Raw genomic sequence first — 18236 nt, 5'->3', positions numbered from 1 at the left:
ATAAGAAAAATCCCGAAAAGTCGGTCAACTTTTCGGGATTTTGTATTATCCGTCTCAGTCCTTGACGACCGAAATATCCGGCGCATCGACCGCCTTCATGCCAATGACATGATAGCCGCTGTCGGCATGGTGCACTTCGCCGGTAACCGAGCGAGACAGGTCGGAGAGGAAGTAGAGGCCAACATCGCCCACTTCATCGATGGTCACGGTACGGCGCAGCGGCGCGTTATATTCGTTCCACTTGAGAATATAACGGAAGTCGCCAATGCCGGATGCGGCAAGCGTCTTGATCGGGCCAGCTGAAATCGCGTTGACGCGAATATTCTGTGGTCCAAGATCGACAGCGAGATATTTTACGCTTGCTTCAAGTGCTGCCTTTGCAACGCCCATGACGTTGTAGTTCGGCATAACTTTTTCAGCACCGTAATAGGTCAGCGTCAAAATAGAACCGCCATCAGCCATCAGCTTTTCTGCACGGCGCGAAATGGCCGTAAGCGAATAGACTGAAATCAGCATCGTGTTCTGGAAATTGGCTTCGCTTGTATCGACGTAACGGCCAGTCAGTTCGTCCTTGTCGGAGAAACCGATGGCGTGCACGACGAAGTCGAGCTTGCCCCACTTCTTCTCAAGCGCTTCAAAAACAGCATCAATGCTTGCGCCGTCAGCGACATCGCAATGTCCAGCAACGAAAGCGTCCAATTCTTCAGCCAGTGGCTCAACGCGTTTCTTCAACGCATCACCCTGATAGGTGAACGCGAGTTCCGCACCAGCTTCACGAGCGGCCTTGGCAATACCCCAGGCGATGGAACGGTTGTTGGCTACGCCCAGAATCAATCCGCGCTTGCCCTGCAACAAACCTGACTTTGCGGTCATTAAGGGTCCTCATTGAAATATAATCAACTAGATGCCCTATCGCACAGGCTTGCACAGGCTTCAAGCAATTGCGCGTAAAAAGCCGGGTATTGTGATTTTATCGCACAGCACAGTTGTGCGCGTGCATCGGCTACAGCGGGGGAAAGCGTCACCAAGCGACGTTCCCCGGGCTGAATGCAGCAACGGCTCTCAGCGCAGATTCGGTTGATTCCGGCATTTGTCCGGTGCTTGTAAGCAAGGGACGCAAATGTCGGAATCAAACCACTAATTGACCTGGAGCATTTCCAGCAAAGTGCGAAGCGGTTTTGCGTCGGACAATGCGAAAAAACAAAGAGATTGAGCATTTCCAATGATTCAAGAAAAACAGGAAATGCTCTAGTCAGCGTTAGTCAGCTTTGCGCTGGCGCAAAAACTCTTCCAGCTCTGCGTCGCCGCCTTCCGGCAGCATGATACGGACATGGACATAAAGATCGCCATGACCACCGGCCTTGAGCGGCAAACCTTTGCCTTTCAGGCGCAGTACCTTGTCGGAACTGGACCATGCCGGAACTTTGACGGCTATGCGGCCGTTGAGTGTATCAACTTCCGCTTTTCCTCCAAGAACCGCGTCGGCAAGCTCGACAGGAAGATCAACGTGAACATCGCGGCCTTCAAGCTTGAAGCGCGTGCTTGGCTTGAAGTGAATCGTCACCAGAGCATCGCCGGGCGTACCGCCGACAATGTGTTCGCCTTGCCCTTTAAGCCGGATGGTCTGACCGTCCTCAACAAACTGCGGAAGCTTGATCTTCAGATGCTTGCCGTTCGGAAACACGGCTTCGACCTTGTCGGCCCCCGCTGCCTGCTCAAGCGTAATGTTGATAGACGCGGCGAGATCACTGCCCTTCACAGGTCCACGCTGCTGACGTGCACCACCACGGGCACCGCCGCCAAAGGCACCACCGAACAGATCGTTCAATATGTCTTCCGCGCCACCGAAGCCGCCCTGTTGCCCACCACCGGCACCGCGAAAATCAAAATGGCTGTTGCCGCCACGCTGGCGGAAGCCACCGAATGGATCACCACCGGCACCACCAAAACCACCGCCCTGCCCGCCAAAGCCCTGAAAGGCTGGCTTGCCTTCGGCGTCGATTTCGCCGCGATCAAATTGGCCACGTTTGTCTTTGTCGCCAACGATCTCGTAGGCTTGATTTACTTCCGCAAAACGCTCTTGCGCCTTCGGGTCATCCTGGTTCTGATCCGGATGGTGCTTCTTGGCCAACTTGCGAAAAGCCGATTTTATTTCCTCGGGCTTCGCCGTTTTGGCGACGCCCAGCACGCTATAGGGATCGCGCATAAAGTCCTCATTCAGGAAAAATGACTGTAATCTCAGTCGTTAGACTCAGTTTGCCATAATATGCGCACTAAGCGCAGAAACTTCCAGAGTTATAGAGGATTGTTTCCCAGAAAGCTGAGAGCCCTTCCAGCTAAGATTGAGCCGTTGGAATCCTTTTATCTCTTTATTTTGCGCGTTTCGGAACGCAAAACCGGTTCCCGCTTTTGCTGAAAATGCTTTAAATTGGTGCGAATGATGTCAGGGTCCACTGGCCACCGCGCTGCATGCAGGTCTCACCGCGATAAATAGAAACACCATCAAAGGCTTCGCGCGAAGTTTCAAATTGGCGGCACAGACCATCGCCAGATTTTGTCTCTGCAACCGTCGTGATTGTACCCTGACTGCCGGTATCTGGATTAGCCCACGGAACAGGTTTCTTGCCCCATTGGGTGAAATCGAGCGCCGATACGATGCCCTTGATAGTCGACTGGTCGGAGAGCTTGCCTGTATCCGTCTCAGTTTTCTGCGCGGGTTTCACCGAGCCGGTAATCATTGAAGAATCAGGCACCGCTTTTTCAATACTCACTCCGCCCATGGCGCAGCCAGCCAACGACATAACAACCATAGCAAGAGCTACATGGCGCAGAAGTGCCATACCAGAAACTGTAGAGTCGTCATATTTTTCGCGGCGAGCGGATAGAGCAGCCAACGGTCTTCCCTTATAATACATCCTAAAGATGTAGGAATTATGGGGGATATGGAGTTAACAAGCGGTTCGCGGGCAAGGTAAACAAATCAATATCAAAGAACAACGGTATAAAATTGGTAGGCACAGCTTCTGTCGTTCAAAGTTTGTGAGCAGCCAAAGCGCGTTTTTGGATCGAATGCTCTAATCTGCCGCAACAACCAGGCATGGACAAAGCTTACGAATTGGACGAGGTTCCCAATCGCAAACAAGTGAACATGCTTTCCAATCGAACTGCGAAACAGAAAATATGACCAGCGCCACCGAAGATTTCACCCAGAGTTCAGAACCGTTCAATCTCTTCGCGGAGTGGCTCAACGATGCAACCAAAAGCGAATTGAACGATCCAAATGCATTGGCTCTGGCGACTGTCGATCCGGACGGCATGCCCAATGTGCGGATGGTATTGCTCAAGGATTTCGATGAGCACGGCTTCGTCTTCTACACCAATTATGAAAGCACGAAGGGACAGGAAATCCTGTCTGCCGAGAAGGCTGCAATGTGCTTTCATTGGAAATCACTACGCCGTCAGGTGCGTGTTCGCGGCCCTGTTGAAAAGGTCAGTGACGCCGAAGCCGACGCTTATTATGCCTCACGTCCGCGTGGTAGCCGCATCGGTGCCTGGGCATCCAAACAGTCGCGACCGCTTGAAAGCCGCTTTGCACTGGAAAAGGCTGTTGCCGAATATACGGCCCGATATGCCATTGGCGAAATTCCTCGCCCAGCTCACTGGTCCGGTTTCCGCATTCGTCCAACTTCCATCGAGTTCTGGCATGACCGTCCCTTCCGTCTGCATGACCGCGTGTTGTTTACGCGGCCCACGCCGGATGGTGACTGGAATAAGGACAGGCTCTATCCGTAGTTGAATGTAAATAAGGCCACCGTTTTGGTGGCCTTTTTATATCTTCTAGACCAGCGGTTTGACCGCCACCCAAAGACTTCCCAGCACAAGGCCCAGAAAGATAATCAGCCCGACAATGTTGTTCGACTTGAACAACCTCAGACACTGATCCGGATTATCAATATCGAGCACAATGATCTGGCGATAAAGATGTGCACCTGCTGCGAGCAGACCCGCCAGCGCAGGCATTGGCACCTGAGCCACTGCGAAAGCCGCCGCGAAAAACCCGATCGCCCCACCATAAAGCACCATGAGCGCTGTCTTGGTATGTTTTCCGAAGAGGCGTGCCGTCGAGCCAACGCCGACCAGCGCATCATCTTCCTTGTCCTGATGGGCATAAATCGTGTCATAGCCGATCACCCACAGGATCGAACCAATATAAAGCAGCACAGGCGGAAGCGCGAGCGAACCTTCTACCGCTGCCCAGCCCATCAGTGCACCCCAGGAGAAGGCAAGTCCAAGCACCACCTGCGGCAGGTTGGTAAAACGCTTCATGAAAGGATAGGCCGCGACGATCAGCAGTGAGCCGACCCCAAGCCCGATCGAGAACCAGTTGAACTGCAACACAACAGCCAGCCCGACCAGGGCCTGCAAGACCAGAAACAATTTGGCCTGTTTGCGCGTCACTTGCCCAGACGGCAGCGGTCGCGACCGGGTACGGTCAACTTTGTCGTCAATATCCTGATCGGCAAGGTCATTATAGGTGCAACCTGCACCGCGCATAGCGACGGATCCAATAAAGAATAACACAAGATGCCAGAGTGATGGCATGACCGCCCATGCACCGTCGCCCGGCTGTGCACCAGCGCCTGCGACAAGCGCCGCCGACCACCAGCATGGCCACAATAGAAGCTGCCAGCCGATAGGCCGATCCCAACGCGCAAGCTGTGCATAGGGCCAGAGCCATGGTGGCAGAATACGGTAGACCCAATGGCCAGATGGTGCGTCCTTTACCCGTCCGCGAGCTTCCCGCGACTGGACATCCGAATGTGCCTCTAAATGCTGCATAATTGCCTGCTTTCCTGAAACTGCGACGGCCTCTCCCGTTTTTTATCGAAAAATTGCGGCGCTGCCCTTGCTCGCACACGCGATGGGCAATAGAGACCCGAAGTAACTACAGCATCGGCTGAAAAATCGGAATCGATTTTTGGAAAACGCGATGCGTAGATTAAATAAGGTAGAGCGTCCGTATTTAGTGCCCAAGAGGGCGCACGGCGCTCTAAGTAATTATTTACGTATCTCACGCGCAGGGAGCAAGGCATGAAAGTTCTGTTGATCGGTTCAGGTGGCCGCGAACACGCACTGGCATGGAAACTTGCCGCATCTGCAAAGCTCGAAAAGCTCTATTGCGCTCCCGGCAACCCCGGCATTGCTGAATATGCAGAGCTCGTAGCACTTGATGTGACCGACCACGCAGCCGTCATCGCCTTTGCGAAGGAAAAAGCCATTGATCTTGTCGTCGTAGGTCCAGAAGCACCACTCGTTGCGGGCCTCGCCGACGATCTCACTGCAGCCGACATCCGCGTCTTCGGACCATCAAAGCTTGCAGCCCAGCTTGAAGGCTCCAAAGGCTTCACCAAAGACCTTTGTGCCCGCTTTGATATTCCGACTGGCGCTTATGGTCGCTTCAACAATGCGCCAAAAGCAAAAGCCTATGTTCGCGAAATGGGCGCCCCCATCGTTGTCAAAGCCGATGGCCTTGCTGCTGGCAAGGGCGTGGTGGTTGCCATGACACTTGATGAAGCACTCGACGCCGTCGATGCATGCTTTGAAGGTGCATTCGGCTCTGCCGGTGCCGAAGTAGTCGTAGAAGAGTTTCTTGATGGCGAGGAAGCCAGCTTTTTCTGCATTTGCGATGGCAAGACTGCGCTACCGCTCGGCTCAGCACAGGACCACAAGCGCGTCGGCGATGGCGATACGGGTGTAAACACTGGCGGCATGGGAGCCTATGCCCCTGCCCCTGTGATGACGCCCGAAATCGTTGAACGCACCATGCGCGAGCTGATCGAGCCGACCATGCGCGGCATGGCAGAAATCGGTGCATCTTTCTCGGGCGTGCTGTTCCTTGGCCTTATGATCGGCAAGGATGGACCCAAGCTTATTGAATACAACACCCGCTTCGGTGATCCCGAATGCCAGGTACTGATGATGCGCCTTGAAAGCGACCTGCTCGACCTCATCAACGCAGCGGTTGACGGCAAACTCGATCAAGTTTCGCTTGAATGGAAAGACCAGCCAGCACTTACGGTCGTCATGGCTGCAGAAGGTTATCCAACCAACGTGAAAAAAGGCAGCGTCATTCGCGGCCTCGATAAGCTTGAAGGCATAGAAGGCCTGAAAGTTTTCCACGCTGGTACGGCAGAGAAAGACGGCAAGCTCATTGCCAGCGGCGGACGCGTGCTTAACGTTACAGCTATTGCCGAAACGGTCGCTGAAGCACAGGCCAATGCCTATGGTGCGGTCAAAAAAATCGATTGGCCAGAAGGTTTTTATCGCTCGGATATCGGCTGGAGAGCTGTCGAACGGGAACAATCAGGCAAGTAATAACTCAGGCAATATGGACGCGGTTACGTCCTGCCTTCTTGGCCTGGTAGAGCGCTGCATCGGCACGACGCATCGTCTCATAGAACCCCTCGTCACCCACTTGTTCAGCTACACCAAAGCTTGCAGTGGGGCCCCAGTCCGGCGCCTTTCCCACGAAACGCATTTCAGACAATGCTTGGCGCAGACTTTGCGCCAGAGATTCAGCAGCCGCCATATCGCTATCCGGAATGAAGACAACAAATTCTTCTCCACCCATACGCGCAGCCACAGCTGATCGCGGCAGTCGTGTTTTGAGCAATTTGCCAAAGGCTGCAATCACGCGGTCGCCGCCATCATGCCCGTAGGTGTCATTGACGCGTTTAAAGAAATCCAAATCGCTCATAATCACCGAGTAATGAATGCGCGCGCCCTTACGCACCAGTACTCGGGAAACATGGCGATCAAAACCGCGACGATTATAAATCTGAGAAAGCTCATCGACTTCTGATTGCTCGCTGGCCTCCCCCACCATGTGTGAAACCGTGCTCAACAGCAGCAATAGCCCGCGCGCAACCTGCACGAAAACGCCAATAGAAAGCGAGACGAGCACGTGTAGCATGTTGGCTTCGATCTCGGGCCGCATATCTGATCCCGGCCAAGCGATGAGAAATGCTTTCGACAGATAATGGAGGCAACTGAAGATCGCGAGGGCCATCATCAGCTTGTCAACCAGCCGCGGCATTCCAGAGCGATAGATCACCCTGATCATGAGGAGCTGAACAAGGCAGAGTGGCAATTGATAAAGAAAACGATGCAGAAACGATGTGCGTGGCAGATCGTAAATCAGAACATTACAAACAATGGCAGCAAGAAAGAATCCGCCAATGAGCTTCCAATCAGTCTTTTGCCTGTAGATGCTTTGCAAGCCAATAATTATTGCGAGAAAGGTTGCTATCAGAAGTGCGAATGAAACAGGCACAAGCAGCTGTGGATTGGTTGCAAGCGGAATCCAGTATCCGAAGATTGCGACAAGCGCGGAGGATATAGACGCGAGCGTGAACCAGCGAGGGGCAGAGTAATTCCGTTCCTGAATAGAAACGAAAGCGAAAGTCAGGATAAAGACGCATGAAACCGTCAAATGAACAGTCAGAAAGTACGGTACGAGCGTCATACAATGGTCCCTATGAACATGCTGAAATTCTAATATAAGACCAAGAAAATTTCGTAAACGTCGAAATTCCTATATACCGTTATTCTCGTTGCGGTTTACAAATCGACATGGTTTGAGCTCGCAAAATTTTATAGTTGTAACGTTCCTTCATAATATTCAGGTTAAAATAATTTATATTCACAATAGTAATTTTATGGTTTTTGGAAAAGCGCCTTGTAAAATCCGAGAATGGCACATATATAATGACCATCGATTTTGTTTTCGAATGTTTCGGCGCGCTTTCGCCACCCGGTATTTCTTTCAAATTCGTGAAATTCGGCGATGGATTTTGATCCATTATATTTTAACCGTGCGATTTGAAAGGAATTCAACATGGCAAACGGAACAGTAAAATTCTTTAATACAACCAAGGGCTTCGGCTTCATTCAGCCTGATGACGGCGGCGTAGACGTGTTCGTACACATCTCGGCTGTAGAACGCTCGGGCATGAGCACTCTCAACGAAGGCCAGAAGGTCAGCTTTGAAGTTGTTGCTGACCGCCGTTCGGGCAAGAATGCAGCAGAAAACCTGCGCGCACTCTAATGCTTGTTCGAGCAGGGCTTTTAAAAGCTTTGCTCGAATGATTATTGTGCAAAGAAATTTGTCTCCAGTCTTTGACCACGGATGTACTGGCACTGATTGTTGAGACTTATGAAGGTCGGGTCCATGCCCGGCCTTTTTATTTTTACCGCTGTCTTTTGCTAAGTCTCCAAGATCTCCATTGAACACTTACAAGAGAGAGTGAAGGCTTTGCTTGGTTAGGGGCTGTGGGGGAGTTAGGTTTCATAACAAAATGAAAACCTGATCGAAGATATCCTCTTCAAATCCGCTTCTTTGAGAAGAGATGCGAAAAAGGCGACGACCGATAAAGTCGCCAAAGCCATTTTGCAGAACGAATGCGAGGCCGCGGATGAAAAGGCCGCTCGGCTGCGCGCTGCACGTCTCAACCACTACCAAGCTGAATAATGCCACAACCATTCCTCAAACTATCGATAACTTCCTCGTGTGAATATTGACGTTTACGTAATAAGCCGATAGCTCTTACTCATGACCAGCCATCAGGCTGAATGAATTGCTGCCAATCAACGGCAAGTCGGAGCCTTTTGAGGAAGAGGTTTTTAGGAGGAAAAATGTATCGCGCGCCGGTTTCTGAAATTTCACATACGCTGATGAAGGTCGCGGGCCTTGAAAAGGCGATTGAAGACAACCGTTTCCCCGAATTTTCCGCCGATCTGGCGGAAGCCATTCTGGAAGAAGCAGGCAAGTTTGCCGCCGAGCGCGTCGAGCCGCTTCGCATTACCGGCGACAAGCATGGTGCGACCGTCAAGGACGGCATCGTCACCACGGCACCCGGCTGGAAAGAGCTTTATCGCGACTGGATTGATGGTGGCTGGAACTCGCTAACCGGAACCCCCGAATATGGTGGACAAGGTCTCCCGACCATGATGTCGGTCGCCGTCAGCGAAATGTGGAACTCCGGGACACTTGCTTTTGCTATCGCTCCCACGCTCACAATGGGCGCGGTTGAAGCCTTGGAAAAGCACGCTTCGAAAGAGTTGAAAGACACTTATCTCGAAAAGCTCATTACCGGCGAGTGGATGGGCACTATGAACCTGACGGAGCCGCAAGCGGGCTCCGATCTGGGCGCTTTGCGAGCACGAGCGGAGCGCAGCGACGATGGCAGCTATCGCATCTTTGGCCAAAAGATTTTCATCACCTATGGCGAACACGACCTAACCGACAATATCGTGCATCTGGTTCTGGCCCGCCTGCCCGATGCGCCTGCGGGAACCAAGGGCATATCGCTGTTCCTCGTACCGAAATTCCTGGTCAATGCGGATGGTTCGCTCGGGCGGCGCAATGATCTGTTCTGCTCTGGCCTTGAGCACAAGATGGGCATCCACGCGTCGCCCACTTGCACCATGATCTATGGTGATGGATTTGTGAAAGGCGAGGAAACAGGCGCTGTTGGCTATCTGATCGGCGAAGAAAATCGTGGTCTCGCCTGCATGTTCACCATGATGAACAATGCCCGTCTGTTGGTGGGCATTCAGGGTGTCGGCGTTGCAGAAGCCGCGTATCAGCAGGCACTTCATTATGCCAAGGAACGTAAACAGGGCCGCGCCATCGGCGCTGATCCAAAAGCTGGCATGAGCCCGATCATCGAACATCCGGATGTGCAGCGCATGTTGCTCACCATGAAGGCACTGACACAAGTTGCCCGCTCCATTACCTATTCCTGTGCTCATGCTATCGATATGAGCCACGCGACGGCGGGTGCGGACGCGCAATTCTGGTCGGATCGTGCAGGTCTTCTCACGCCTTTGGCCAAAAGTTTTGCAACCGATGTCGGTGTGGATGTGGCATCGCTTGGCGTGCAGATCCATGGCGGCATGGGCTTTATTGAAGAAACCGGTGCCGCACAATTGCTGCGCGATGCACGTATTACCCCGATCTATGAAGGCACCAACGGCATTCAGGCCATTGACCTGGTGTTGCGCAAATTGCCGCTTGGTAATGGGGAGCATATCAAGGGTTTCTTCGCAGAATTGCAGGAAGAAGCGGACAAGGCCAAGGCCTCCAACCGTCGTGAGCTTGGTGAAACAGGATCGCGTCTGTCCACTGCCATCAGTGAGGCCCGTGAAGCCACTGAATGGTTGCAGAAAGCAGCAAGCGAAGGCCGGACAGAGGAAGCGTTGGCTGGTGCCACGCCTTACCAGCGTCTGCTGTCGCTGGCCGCTGGCGGTGCTTATCTGGCGCGTGCAGCCCTTAACAGTGACGATGCAGGCCGTGCTGCCCTTTGCCGCTTCTTTGCCGAAAACATGCTGGCCGAAGTCAGCTCGTTGAAGGATACGGTCATCACCGGCGCATCCAGCCTCGCTGCGGCCAAATCTGCATTGGAGGCCTGATCATGAGCGAGCATGTTCTGATCGAACGCAATGGCCCGGTGCAGATCATCCGGCTTAACCGCGCTGATAAGAAGAATGCCATTACGCGTGCCATGTATGCCACCATGGCCAAGGCGCTTATTGATGGCGATGCAGACGACGCCGTGCGCGTACATGTGTTTCTCGGTGTTCCGGGTGCTTTTTCGTCCGGCAACGATATGCAAGATTTCATGGCTGCGGCTTCTGGCGGCAGCATGGGTAATGATATTCTGGATTTTCTTGGCGCTCTTTCAGGCGCGAAAAAGCCAATTGTCTCGGGCGTCGATGGCTTGGCCATTGGGATCGGCACAACAATTCATCTTCATTGCGATCTGACATTTGCCACCAGCCACGCGCTGTTCCGCACGCCATTTGTTGATCTTGGACTTGTACCGGAAGCGGCATCCAGCCTGCTTGCCCCACCATTAATGGGCCATCAGAAGGCATTCGCCCTTCTGGCGCTGGGCCATGGCTTTGATGCGCAGGCAGCCCTTGAGGCAGGCATTGTCTATAAGGTCGTCGAAAGCAGCGAGCTTGAAGCAGAAGTACTGAAAGCTGCTGAGGAAATAGCGGCCAAGCCTCCGCAAGCCATGCAGATTGCACGCAGCCTGATGCGGATGCCTGCTGAACCCGTTGCTGACCGCATTGCACGGGAAGCAAAGCATTTTTCCGAACGGCTTACCTCGAACGAAGCGCGCGAAGCCGTGATGGCGTTTCTTAGTCGTAAAAAGTAATCTGAACAAAAAATTACCCGGATGGGGTTACCATCCGGGTGGCTTGCTGGAGGTCAGCCAAGTTGGTTGCTCCGGCATCGGGGACTTTGATATCTGGAAAGGTCCTTCATCTTTCCAGACGACCACCGAGTGGTGCGTTATCCTTTAGATAGTGTAGAAATCCGACGAGAACGTGTTCACACGTGAATGTGATGACTGCCTTAGAGCATTTCCTGTTTTTCTTGAATCATTGGAAATGCTCTATCTCTTTGTTTTTTTCGCATTATCCGACGCAAAACCGCTTCGCACTTTTGCTGCAAATGCTCTAGTTTCATTTCAATTTCTGGCGATAATTTCACGGCCTTCAATGACCATGCGAACCCCCAGCGAACCGGTCTTGCGACGAGCAAGGAAGCGTGGGCGACGGCGGCGCGGTTCCTGTCCCTGACGGCGCGCCTGTGGCTCTCCCGTGCGAACCGGACCAGTGCTTTCATAAAGCGGACGAGCAACACCATCTTCTTCCACCAGCATCATTGGCAGGCTGAAGGCTGCTGCCCATGCACGCCAGTCAGCAGCAACATCGGTCAGATCATGAGCAACCAGCAGTGGCACGGAAAGCTGCGGATCTTCGTGCATCAGCTCGAGCGTTACGGTGATTTCACCAAACTCATCTTCCACAGCACGGGCAGCTACGCCAACAAACGCATTAATCGGCAGTGCGATCGACATGGGCAGGCCGCTCGAAGGCAGGATCTGGCGGATGACTGCACCACGTTCACTGATAGTGAAGGTTACATCTGCGTCGCAATCCTCTGCCGCATAGGTCACGACCTGCGGAAGATGAAACGGATCGAGCCGAAGTTCCTGGCCTGCCCATTCTGGCTTCTTAAGTCCGCTGCTCATCATTTTGACGCCTCTGTCTATCTCTGCCTGTTTTTATTTTTTGAGAGCCAGTTATTCCGGCTTCTCTTTTTGAGCGATGGTTCGCTCTTGTTGATTTGGAGAATAGACCGCGATTATTACCGATGCGCTTAACGCGTTAGGTTAACTTTTCCCTGCTTTTTCATTTGGTTACCGCTTTACAACCAGGTGTAAGAAGTCAGTAATTCTTGCTAATTTGCGTTTACATAAATGAAAAGGCGGGCAGTTGCCTGCCCGCCTTAATTTCATCTTATTTGCTGCGATTACAGCACTTTACCCGGGTTCATGATGCCCAACGGGTCGAAGGATTTCTTAATACGGCGCATCAATTCAAGCGCGACATCCTGCTTGAAGAAGGCAAGTTCCTCACGCTTCAAGACGCCAATGCCATGCTCGGCGGAGATCGACCCTGTATAAGATGCGACAATTGTGTGGATGCGGTGATTAAGGTCGTGCCAGCGATCAAGGAAAGCCTGCTTGTCGGCACCGACTGGCTGCGACACATTATAGTGCAGATTGCCATCGCCAATATGGCCGAAGCAAACGATGCGCGAACCCGGAATCATCTCAAGCGTCGCTGCATTAGCTTCTGCAATGAATTCGGGGATTCTCGCGACAGGCACCGAAATATCGTGCTTGATCGAGCCGCCTTCCGGCTTCTGCGCCCAGGACATTTCCTCACGCATTTTCCAGAACATCTGCGCCTGCGCCACGCTTTCGGCAATCGCCGCATCCTGAATGATGTCGTTCTCGAAAGCTTCAGTCAGAATGGTTTCAAGCGTCGTACGGGCATCGTCTTCCGAACGGCTCGAGGAAATATCAACCAGCACATACCAGTCATGCGGGCTTTCCAGTGGATCACGAACGCCATCGACATGCGCAATCGTGAACTCGACGCCCACACGCGGCATCAGTTCAAATCCGGTCAGTGACGGACCTGCGTGTTCGGTCGCAAGCTGGAACAGGCGCAGCACGTCTTCCGGGCTACGAAGACCGGCATAGGCTACACCCTTACCCTTTGGCTGCGGGTAAATCTTCAGAACCGCTGCAGTGATGATCCCAAGCGTGCCTTCGGAACCGACGAACAGATCCTTCAGGTCATAGCCCGTATTGTCCTTCTTCACATAGCGCAGATCGTTGAGGATTTCGCCGCTTGGCAGAACCACTTCAAGACCGAGGCAAAGCTCGCGCATATTGCCATAGGCAAGAACGGCAGTGCCGCCTGCATTGGAACCGAGATTGCCGCCAACTTGACAGGAACCTTCGGCACCAAGCGACAGCGGAAACAGACGGCCCACTTTCTGTGCTTCATCCTGCAGATTTTTCAGGATCACACCGGCTTCCACTGTCACCAAATTGCCAACCGGGTCGACCGAGCGCACCTTGTTCATGCGGCCAAGCGACAACACAACAGTGGTGTTGCTTTCATCCGGCGTCTGACCACCGACAAGACCGGTATTGCCGCCCTGCGGAACGATCGGCGTTTTGGTTTCCGAAGCAAGCGTCATAATTGCGGAAACTTCTTCCACCGAAGCCGGGCGCAGAACCAGCGGCGAGCGGCCCTGATAGAGATCGCGCTGCTCGATCATAAACGGTGCGATGTCTTCCGGCGCGGTCAGCGCATTCTTTTCGCCAACGATGGCTGCGAAACGTTCGATCAGGGCGGTGTCGAGCATGTGCTTCTCTTAAGTCTCTGGGGAATTAGCGCGGCGCGGCCGCGCGTTTAAGACGATCATTGATGGCCTCACCGAGACCGTCAACAGGAATGGGTTCAACAGCGATGGTACGCGCACCGTGTGCATCGAGCTGACGCATGAAATCAAACAGATTGCTGGCCGCTTCGCGCAAATCACCCGATACGCTGAGGTTCAGCACTGCGACCGCCTTGTCGGCATCGGCTACGCGCAAAGGTCCAAAAGCCAGAAGCGCCTCGCCCTGCTCAACATTTTCAGCATTCAACCGCACGGCAGCATTGGGCGCATAATGCGATTCCATCATGCCGGGAGCCTGAATGGCTGCATTATGCTCGGCACGCTCGAGCTTCAAACCTAACAGCGCTTCAATCTCTTCTGCGGCCAGACCGCCGGGACGCAGCAAACGCACACGCTCACCTTCGACCTTGATGATGGTGGATTCAACACCCACGCCACAAGGACCGGCATCGAGGATCATATCGATCTTGCTGCCCAGATCATCGGCCACAGCCTTGGCCGAAGTCGGGCTGATGCGACCCGATGTATTAGCGCTTGGTGCGGCAACAGGACTGTCGAGCTGGTTGATGACATCGCGAACCCGCCCGGTGGGCATACGAATGGCGAGCGTATCAAGCCCCGCGGTCACCAGCGGATGAATTGGGCGCATCGTGTCTTGCTTCGCTTTAAGCGGTAGAACAAGTGTCAACGGCCCCGGCCAGAAAGCCTTCGCGAGCTTGCGTGAGATAGGGTCAAAAGTCACATAACGCTCGGCCATGGCAATACTATCGACATGCGCAATCAGCGGATTGAACTGCGGGCGACCTTTGGCGGCGAAAATACCAGCCACGCCTTCGCCATGCGCTGCGTCAGCCGCAAGACCATAGACCGTCTCTGTAGGAATCGCGACAAGGCCGCCACTGGTGAGCACAGCCACCGCGCGTAAAACAGCTTTATCGTCAAATTCCAGAATATCGGCCAAGGTCATTCTCCTGCCGCTGTAGCTACACAACACATGGGCTTAGAGCAAGGGACTCATATGCGCAGTTCATGCAAGATAGGAATGAGGTACAAAAAGAAAGGGCGCTAGAAAGCGCCCTTTTTGTCTTAACCGGCGATCTTCGAGAAATCGGCCACCTTGCTGGTGGCAGTGCGGATTTGTTCAAGCAGTGCAAGGCGATTGGCGCGGACATTTTCGTCCTCATCATTGACCAATACCTTCTCAAAGAAGGTATCGACCGGACCGCGCAGCTTGGCCAGTGCCAGCATTGCACCACCGAAATCTTCGCGGGCAATAGCTTCTTCGGCTTCCTGAGCTGCGAGGGTTACCGCCGCATAAAGCGCCTTTTCCTCATCAAGCTTCAAGAGAGCCGCATCGACGCTTTGGGCGACCTTGGTGCCCTTCTTTTCTTCCGCAGCCAGAATATTGGCCGCGCGCTTGGTGCCAGCCAGAAGGTTCTTGCCATCTTCTTCATTGATGAAGACGATCAAGGCTTCCAGACGACGGGCAACCAGCAGAAGATTGTCGGCATCCGAAGTCAAAACCGCATCAATTGCGTCGTGGCGTGCGCCGTCTTCTTTCAAGTGAACCTTGAAACGGTCATGCAGGAACGACAGCAGGTCAGCCAACAGCGGCTCAGCATTGGCTTCGATTTCAGCACGCGCTTGCGTTTCGAGATTGCGCAATGCGTTATCGACGTCCTGTTCGCCATCAACATCGCCAGATTTTTCATCTGCGAGCTTGGCTTCAAACTCACGCAGTTTGCGCTGAACCTGGCCCTCTTTCAGCGCGGCATAAGCCGAGCGCAGAAGCGGCAAGAGCGGGAACTTCCAATCTTGTGACAGAACCAGACGGATCACACCAAGAGCTGCACGGCGCAGAGCAAACGGGTCTTTCGATCCAGTCGGCTTTTCATCAATCGCCCAGAAGCCAACCAGCGTGTCGAGCTTGTCAGCCAAAGCGACAGCAACGGCAACCGGATTCTTCGGTACGAAATCAGACGGGCCTTGCGGCTTGTAATGTTCTTCGAGAGCCGTAGCAACGGATTCGTCCTCGCCCTGAAGAAGCGCATATTTGCGACCCATTGCGCCCTGAAGTTCAGGGAACTCGCCGACAACTTCCGTGGTCAGATCGGCTTTAGCCAGAACTGCCGCACGCGCTGCAAGCTTCGGATCGGCACCGACGAGCGGCGCAATCTGACTTGCCAGTTCGCGAATGCGTTCAACGCGAGCGCCTTGCGTGCCAAGCTTGGCATGGAAGGTCACATTGAGTGCATCCAAACGCGCCATGCGCTGATCAAGCGGCTTCTTCAAATCAAGGTCGAACTTTTCGCCAGATGCCAAAAGCTTGTCGAGGTCCGGCAGATCGTGCTGATCGGTGTGCCAGAAATAGAGCGCATCGGAGAGACGTGCGCGCACAACCTTGCCATTGCCGTAAGCGATTTCCGTTCCGCCATCGCGTGCTGCGATGTTGGATACCAGAATGAACTTGTTCGACAGCGCTTCCGTTTCACCCTGCTTGCGGGTGACAAAGCATTTCTGGTTCACGCGGATTGTCAGCTGAATGACTTCCGGCGGGATCGCCAGAAACTCTTCCTCAAACTCACCCATCAGCACCACAGGCCATTCGACCAGACCAGAAACCTCTTCGAGGAGACCCGCATCTTCGACCAGTTCCAGACCGGAGGCGAAAGCCAGGTTATTCGCGTCCTGCGAGATGATTTCCTTGCGGCGCTCGGCGTCGAGCACAACGAAAGCCTTTTCGAGCTTATCGACGTAATCCTCGAAACGGCGCACTTTGATCGCCTGACCATCGCTTAAGAAGCGATGACCATAGGTGACATTGCCCGACTTGATGCCGTCAACATCAAAGTCAACCACAACGGTTTCTTCGGTTTCAGGACCAAAGGTGCAGAGGATCGATTGCAGCGGACGTACCCAGCGCAACGCGCCCGGCTTGGATGACGCCGCACCCCAGCGCATGGACTTCGGCCATGGGAAATTGCGGATTGTCTGCGGTACGAGTTCCGCGATGACTTCTTCCGCAGCACGGCCCGGCTTGGTCAGGTGAGCGACGTAAAAATCGCCCTTCTTTGGATCGGAATGCACATGTGCCTGAGAAACATCGGTCAGGCCGACTTTCTTCAAAAAGCCAACAATCGCCTGTTCGGGTGCGGTGACGGATGGCCCCTTCACATCTTCATGCACGTCTTTTGAGCGCACAGTCAGGCCGCGAATATCGAGCGTCAGACGGCGCGGAGTCCAATAGGCCGTCGTAGCCTCATAGGTCAGACCGGCTTCCACCAGACCATCGGTGATCATCTTCTTGAAATCGCCCGCAGCCTTGCGCTGCATACGAGCCGGGATTTCCTCGGAGAAAAGTTCGAGCAATAAATCAGGCATTACACAGCCTCGTTCTTAAGGTTGAAGCCGCCGGCGTCGGTGAGCAAAAATGCTTCGCCGCACTGACGCGCGAGATTGCGCACGCGCAGAATATAGCTCTGGCGTTCAGTAACCGAGATCACGCCACGCGCATCCATCAGGTTGAAGACGTGAGATGCCTTGATGCACTGGTCATAGGCAGGAAATACGCATTTATGCAGCGAGCCTTCGCCCGCGCTGCCCGCCTTCAGGATGGCTTCGCATTCGCGCTCTGCATCGATGAAGTGCTGATGCAGAACGTCGGTATTCGCCATTTCGAAATTGTAGCGGGAATATTCCTGCTCGGCCTGCAGGAAAACATCACCATAGGTAAGTTTTTCTTCGCCTTCCAGACCATTGAAGTTGAGGTCATAAACATTGTCCACACCCTGCACATACATGGCGAGGCGCTCCAGACCATAGGTCAATTCACCCGCAACCGGCGAGCATTCAATGCCGCAGACCTGCTGGAAATAAGTGAACTGCGACACTTCCATGCCGTCACACCAGCATTCCCAGCCAAGACCCCATGCGCCGAGCGTTGGGCTTTCCCAGTCGTCTTCCACAAAGCGCACATCATGCAGGGTCGGATCAAGACCGATAGCGCGCAGCGAACCGAGATAAAGATCCTGAAGGTTCGGCGGCGATGGCTTGATGATCACCTGATACTGGTAATAGTGCTGCAAGCGGTTTGGATTTTCGCCATAGCGACCATCCTTTGGGCGGCGCGATGGCTGCACATAGGCAGCTTTCCAAGGCTTTGGCCCGAGCGAACGCAAAGTCGTCGCCGGATGGAATGTACCCGCCCCCACTTCCATGTCGTAAGGCTGCAAAATAGCGCAACCATGTTCCGCCCAATAGTTATGGAGCGTCAGGATCAGGCCCTGAAAGGAACGGGTGGGATGCATATGTGCTGGCAACGTACTGGACACGGGGTCAGGCCTTGTTATTGAAATGATGGCCCGGTCTAATTTGTCCGTCACGCAGGGTCAAGCATGCG

General features: G+C 53.7%; 15 protein-coding genes. 5 read left to right on the top strand and 10 right to left on the bottom strand.

All coding sequences use genetic code 11. The features are described 5' to 3' along the window. Positions 1-54: 54 nt before the first annotated feature. From fabI to CEV33_RS16925, 3 genes are all read right to left on the bottom strand, one after another. Positions 55-873 (bottom strand): enoyl-ACP reductase FabI, encoded by an 819-nt coding sequence (fabI, locus tag CEV33_RS16935; RefSeq protein ID WP_007873744.1) that lies wholly within the window; start codon positions 871-873, stop codon positions 55-57. Between the two features lie 385 nt (positions 874-1258). Beyond that, positions 1259-2206, bottom strand: coding sequence for a DnaJ C-terminal domain-containing protein (locus tag CEV33_RS16930; RefSeq protein ID WP_094541565.1), 948 nt, complete (start codon positions 2204-2206; stop codon positions 1259-1261). A gap of 217 nt (positions 2207-2423) precedes the next feature. Further along, positions 2424-2894 (bottom strand): RT0821/Lpp0805 family surface protein, encoded by a 471-nt coding sequence (locus CEV33_RS16925; RefSeq protein ID WP_235818437.1) that lies wholly within the window; start codon positions 2892-2894, stop codon positions 2424-2426. Positions 2895-3114: 220 nt separating this feature from the next. Here CEV33_RS16925 and pdxH point away from each other — a divergent pair, with 220 nt between their 5' ends. Further along, positions 3115-3792, top strand: coding sequence for a pyridoxamine 5'-phosphate oxidase (gene pdxH, locus CEV33_RS16920; protein ID WP_268875814.1), 678 nt, complete (start codon positions 3115-3117; stop codon positions 3790-3792). Between the two features lie 45 nt (positions 3793-3837). Here the strand turns inward: pdxH and ubiA are convergent, their stop codons facing one another. Further along, positions 3838-4839 carry a 4-hydroxybenzoate octaprenyltransferase gene (gene ubiA, locus CEV33_RS16915; RefSeq protein WP_094541563.1) on the bottom strand — a complete coding sequence of 334 codons (1002 nt, stop codon included), beginning with the start codon at positions 4837-4839 and terminating at the stop codon, positions 3838-3840. Positions 4840-5091: 252 nt separating this feature from the next. Here ubiA and purD point away from each other — a divergent pair, with 252 nt between their 5' ends. Then, on the top strand, positions 5092-6375 hold the full coding sequence (gene purD / locus CEV33_RS16910) for a phosphoribosylamine--glycine ligase (RefSeq protein ID WP_094541562.1): 1284 nt from the start codon (positions 5092-5094) through the stop codon (positions 6373-6375). Positions 6376-6379: 4 nt separating this feature from the next. Here the strand turns inward: purD and CEV33_RS16905 are convergent, their stop codons facing one another. Beyond that, positions 6380-7525 carry a GGDEF domain-containing protein gene (locus CEV33_RS16905; RefSeq protein ID WP_094541561.1) on the bottom strand — a complete coding sequence of 382 codons (1146 nt, stop codon included), beginning with the start codon at positions 7523-7525 and terminating at the stop codon, positions 6380-6382. Positions 7526-7897: 372 nt separating this feature from the next. On the opposite strand from CEV33_RS16905, the gene CEV33_RS16900 reads away from it, so the two are divergent. The 3 genes from CEV33_RS16900 to CEV33_RS16890 all read left to right on the top strand — a co-directional run bounded on the left by CEV33_RS16900 (position 7898) and on the right by CEV33_RS16890 (position 11225). Beyond that, positions 7898-8107 (top strand): cold-shock protein, encoded by a 210-nt coding sequence (locus tag CEV33_RS16900; protein WP_094541560.1) that lies wholly within the window; start codon positions 7898-7900, stop codon positions 8105-8107. Positions 8108-8694: 587 nt separating this feature from the next. After that, on the top strand, positions 8695-10473 hold the full coding sequence (locus tag CEV33_RS16895; protein ID WP_094541559.1) for an acyl-CoA dehydrogenase: 1779 nt from the start codon (positions 8695-8697) through the stop codon (positions 10471-10473). A 2-nt stretch (positions 10474-10475) separates the two neighbouring features. Beyond that, on the top strand, positions 10476-11225 hold the full coding sequence (locus CEV33_RS16890; RefSeq protein ID WP_094541558.1) for a crotonase/enoyl-CoA hydratase family protein: 750 nt from the start codon (positions 10476-10478) through the stop codon (positions 11223-11225). A 315-nt stretch (positions 11226-11540) separates the two neighbouring features. Here CEV33_RS16890 and CEV33_RS16885 read toward each other — a convergent pair whose 3' ends face one another. The 5 genes from CEV33_RS16885 to CEV33_RS16865 all read right to left on the bottom strand — a co-directional run bounded on the left by CEV33_RS16885 (position 11541) and on the right by CEV33_RS16865 (position 18144). Beyond that, on the bottom strand, positions 11541-12110 hold the full coding sequence (locus CEV33_RS16885) for a DUF6101 family protein (protein WP_024896133.1): 570 nt from the start codon (positions 12108-12110) through the stop codon (positions 11541-11543). Positions 12111-12388: 278 nt separating this feature from the next. Then, entirely contained in the window at positions 12389-13801 is a 1413-nt protein-coding gene (locus CEV33_RS16880) for an FAD-binding oxidoreductase (RefSeq protein ID WP_094541557.1), read from the bottom strand. A gap of 25 nt (positions 13802-13826) precedes the next feature. Next, positions 13827-14804, bottom strand: coding sequence for an L-threonylcarbamoyladenylate synthase (locus CEV33_RS16875; protein WP_374816427.1), 978 nt, complete (start codon positions 14802-14804; stop codon positions 13827-13829). 119 nt (positions 14805-14923) lie between these two features. After that, the gene (gene glyS, locus CEV33_RS16870) at positions 14924-17218 is read right to left on the bottom strand and encodes a glycine--tRNA ligase subunit beta (protein WP_094541555.1); all 2295 of its coding nucleotides are present in this window, start codon (positions 17216-17218) and stop codon (positions 14924-14926) included. Next, positions 17218-18144 carry a glycine--tRNA ligase subunit alpha gene (locus tag CEV33_RS16865; RefSeq protein ID WP_094541554.1) on the bottom strand — a complete coding sequence of 309 codons (927 nt, stop codon included), beginning with the start codon at positions 18142-18144 and terminating at the stop codon, positions 17218-17220. The genes glyS and CEV33_RS16865 overlap by 1 nt, the downstream gene beginning before the upstream one ends. Positions 18145-18236 lie beyond the last annotated feature (92 nt).

This window comes from Brucella grignonensis (assembly GCF_002252505.1).
Classification (GTDB): Bacteria; Pseudomonadota; Alphaproteobacteria; order Rhizobiales; family Rhizobiaceae; genus Brucella; species Brucella grignonensis.
The sequence above is the reverse complement of the archived record's forward strand: the minus strand, read 5'-3'. Positions and strand labels throughout refer to the sequence as shown.

Coding starts and splice junctions, on each gene's coding strand:
- CEV33_RS16895 (WP_094541559.1), top strand. CDS start 8,695: ATGTATCGCGCGCCGGTTTCTGAAATTTCACATACGCTGATGAAGGTC.
- ubiA (WP_094541563.1), bottom strand. CDS start 4,839: ATGCAGCATTTAGAGGCACATTCGGATGTCCAGTCGCGGGAAGCTCGC.
- CEV33_RS16885 (WP_024896133.1), bottom strand. CDS start 12,110: ATGATGAGCAGCGGACTTAAGAAGCCAGAATGGGCAGGCCAGGAACTT.
- CEV33_RS16905 (WP_094541561.1), bottom strand. CDS start 7,525: ATGACGCTCGTACCGTACTTTCTGACTGTTCATTTGACGGTTTCATGC.
- fabI (WP_007873744.1), bottom strand. CDS start 873: ATGACCGCAAAGTCAGGTTTGTTGCAGGGCAAGCGCGGATTGATTCTG.
- CEV33_RS16865 (WP_094541554.1), bottom strand. CDS start 18,144: ATGCATCCCACCCGTTCCTTTCAGGGCCTGATCCTGACGCTCCATAAC.
- CEV33_RS16880 (WP_094541557.1), bottom strand. CDS start 13,801: ATGCTCGACACCGCCCTGATCGAACGTTTCGCAGCCATCGTTGGCGAA.
- CEV33_RS16930 (WP_094541565.1), bottom strand. CDS start 2,206: ATGCGCGATCCCTATAGCGTGCTGGGCGTCGCCAAAACGGCGAAGCCC.
- CEV33_RS16875 (WP_374816427.1), bottom strand. CDS start 14,804: ATGACCTTGGCCGATATTCTGGAATTTGACGATAAAGCTGTTTTACGC.
- purD (WP_094541562.1), top strand. CDS start 5,092: ATGAAAGTTCTGTTGATCGGTTCAGGTGGCCGCGAACACGCACTGGCA.
- CEV33_RS16900 (WP_094541560.1), top strand. CDS start 7,898: ATGGCAAACGGAACAGTAAAATTCTTTAATACAACCAAGGGCTTCGGC.
- CEV33_RS16890 (WP_094541558.1), top strand. CDS start 10,476: ATGAGCGAGCATGTTCTGATCGAACGCAATGGCCCGGTGCAGATCATC.
- glyS (WP_094541555.1), bottom strand. CDS start 17,218: ATGCCTGATTTATTGCTCGAACTTTTCTCCGAGGAAATCCCGGCTCGT.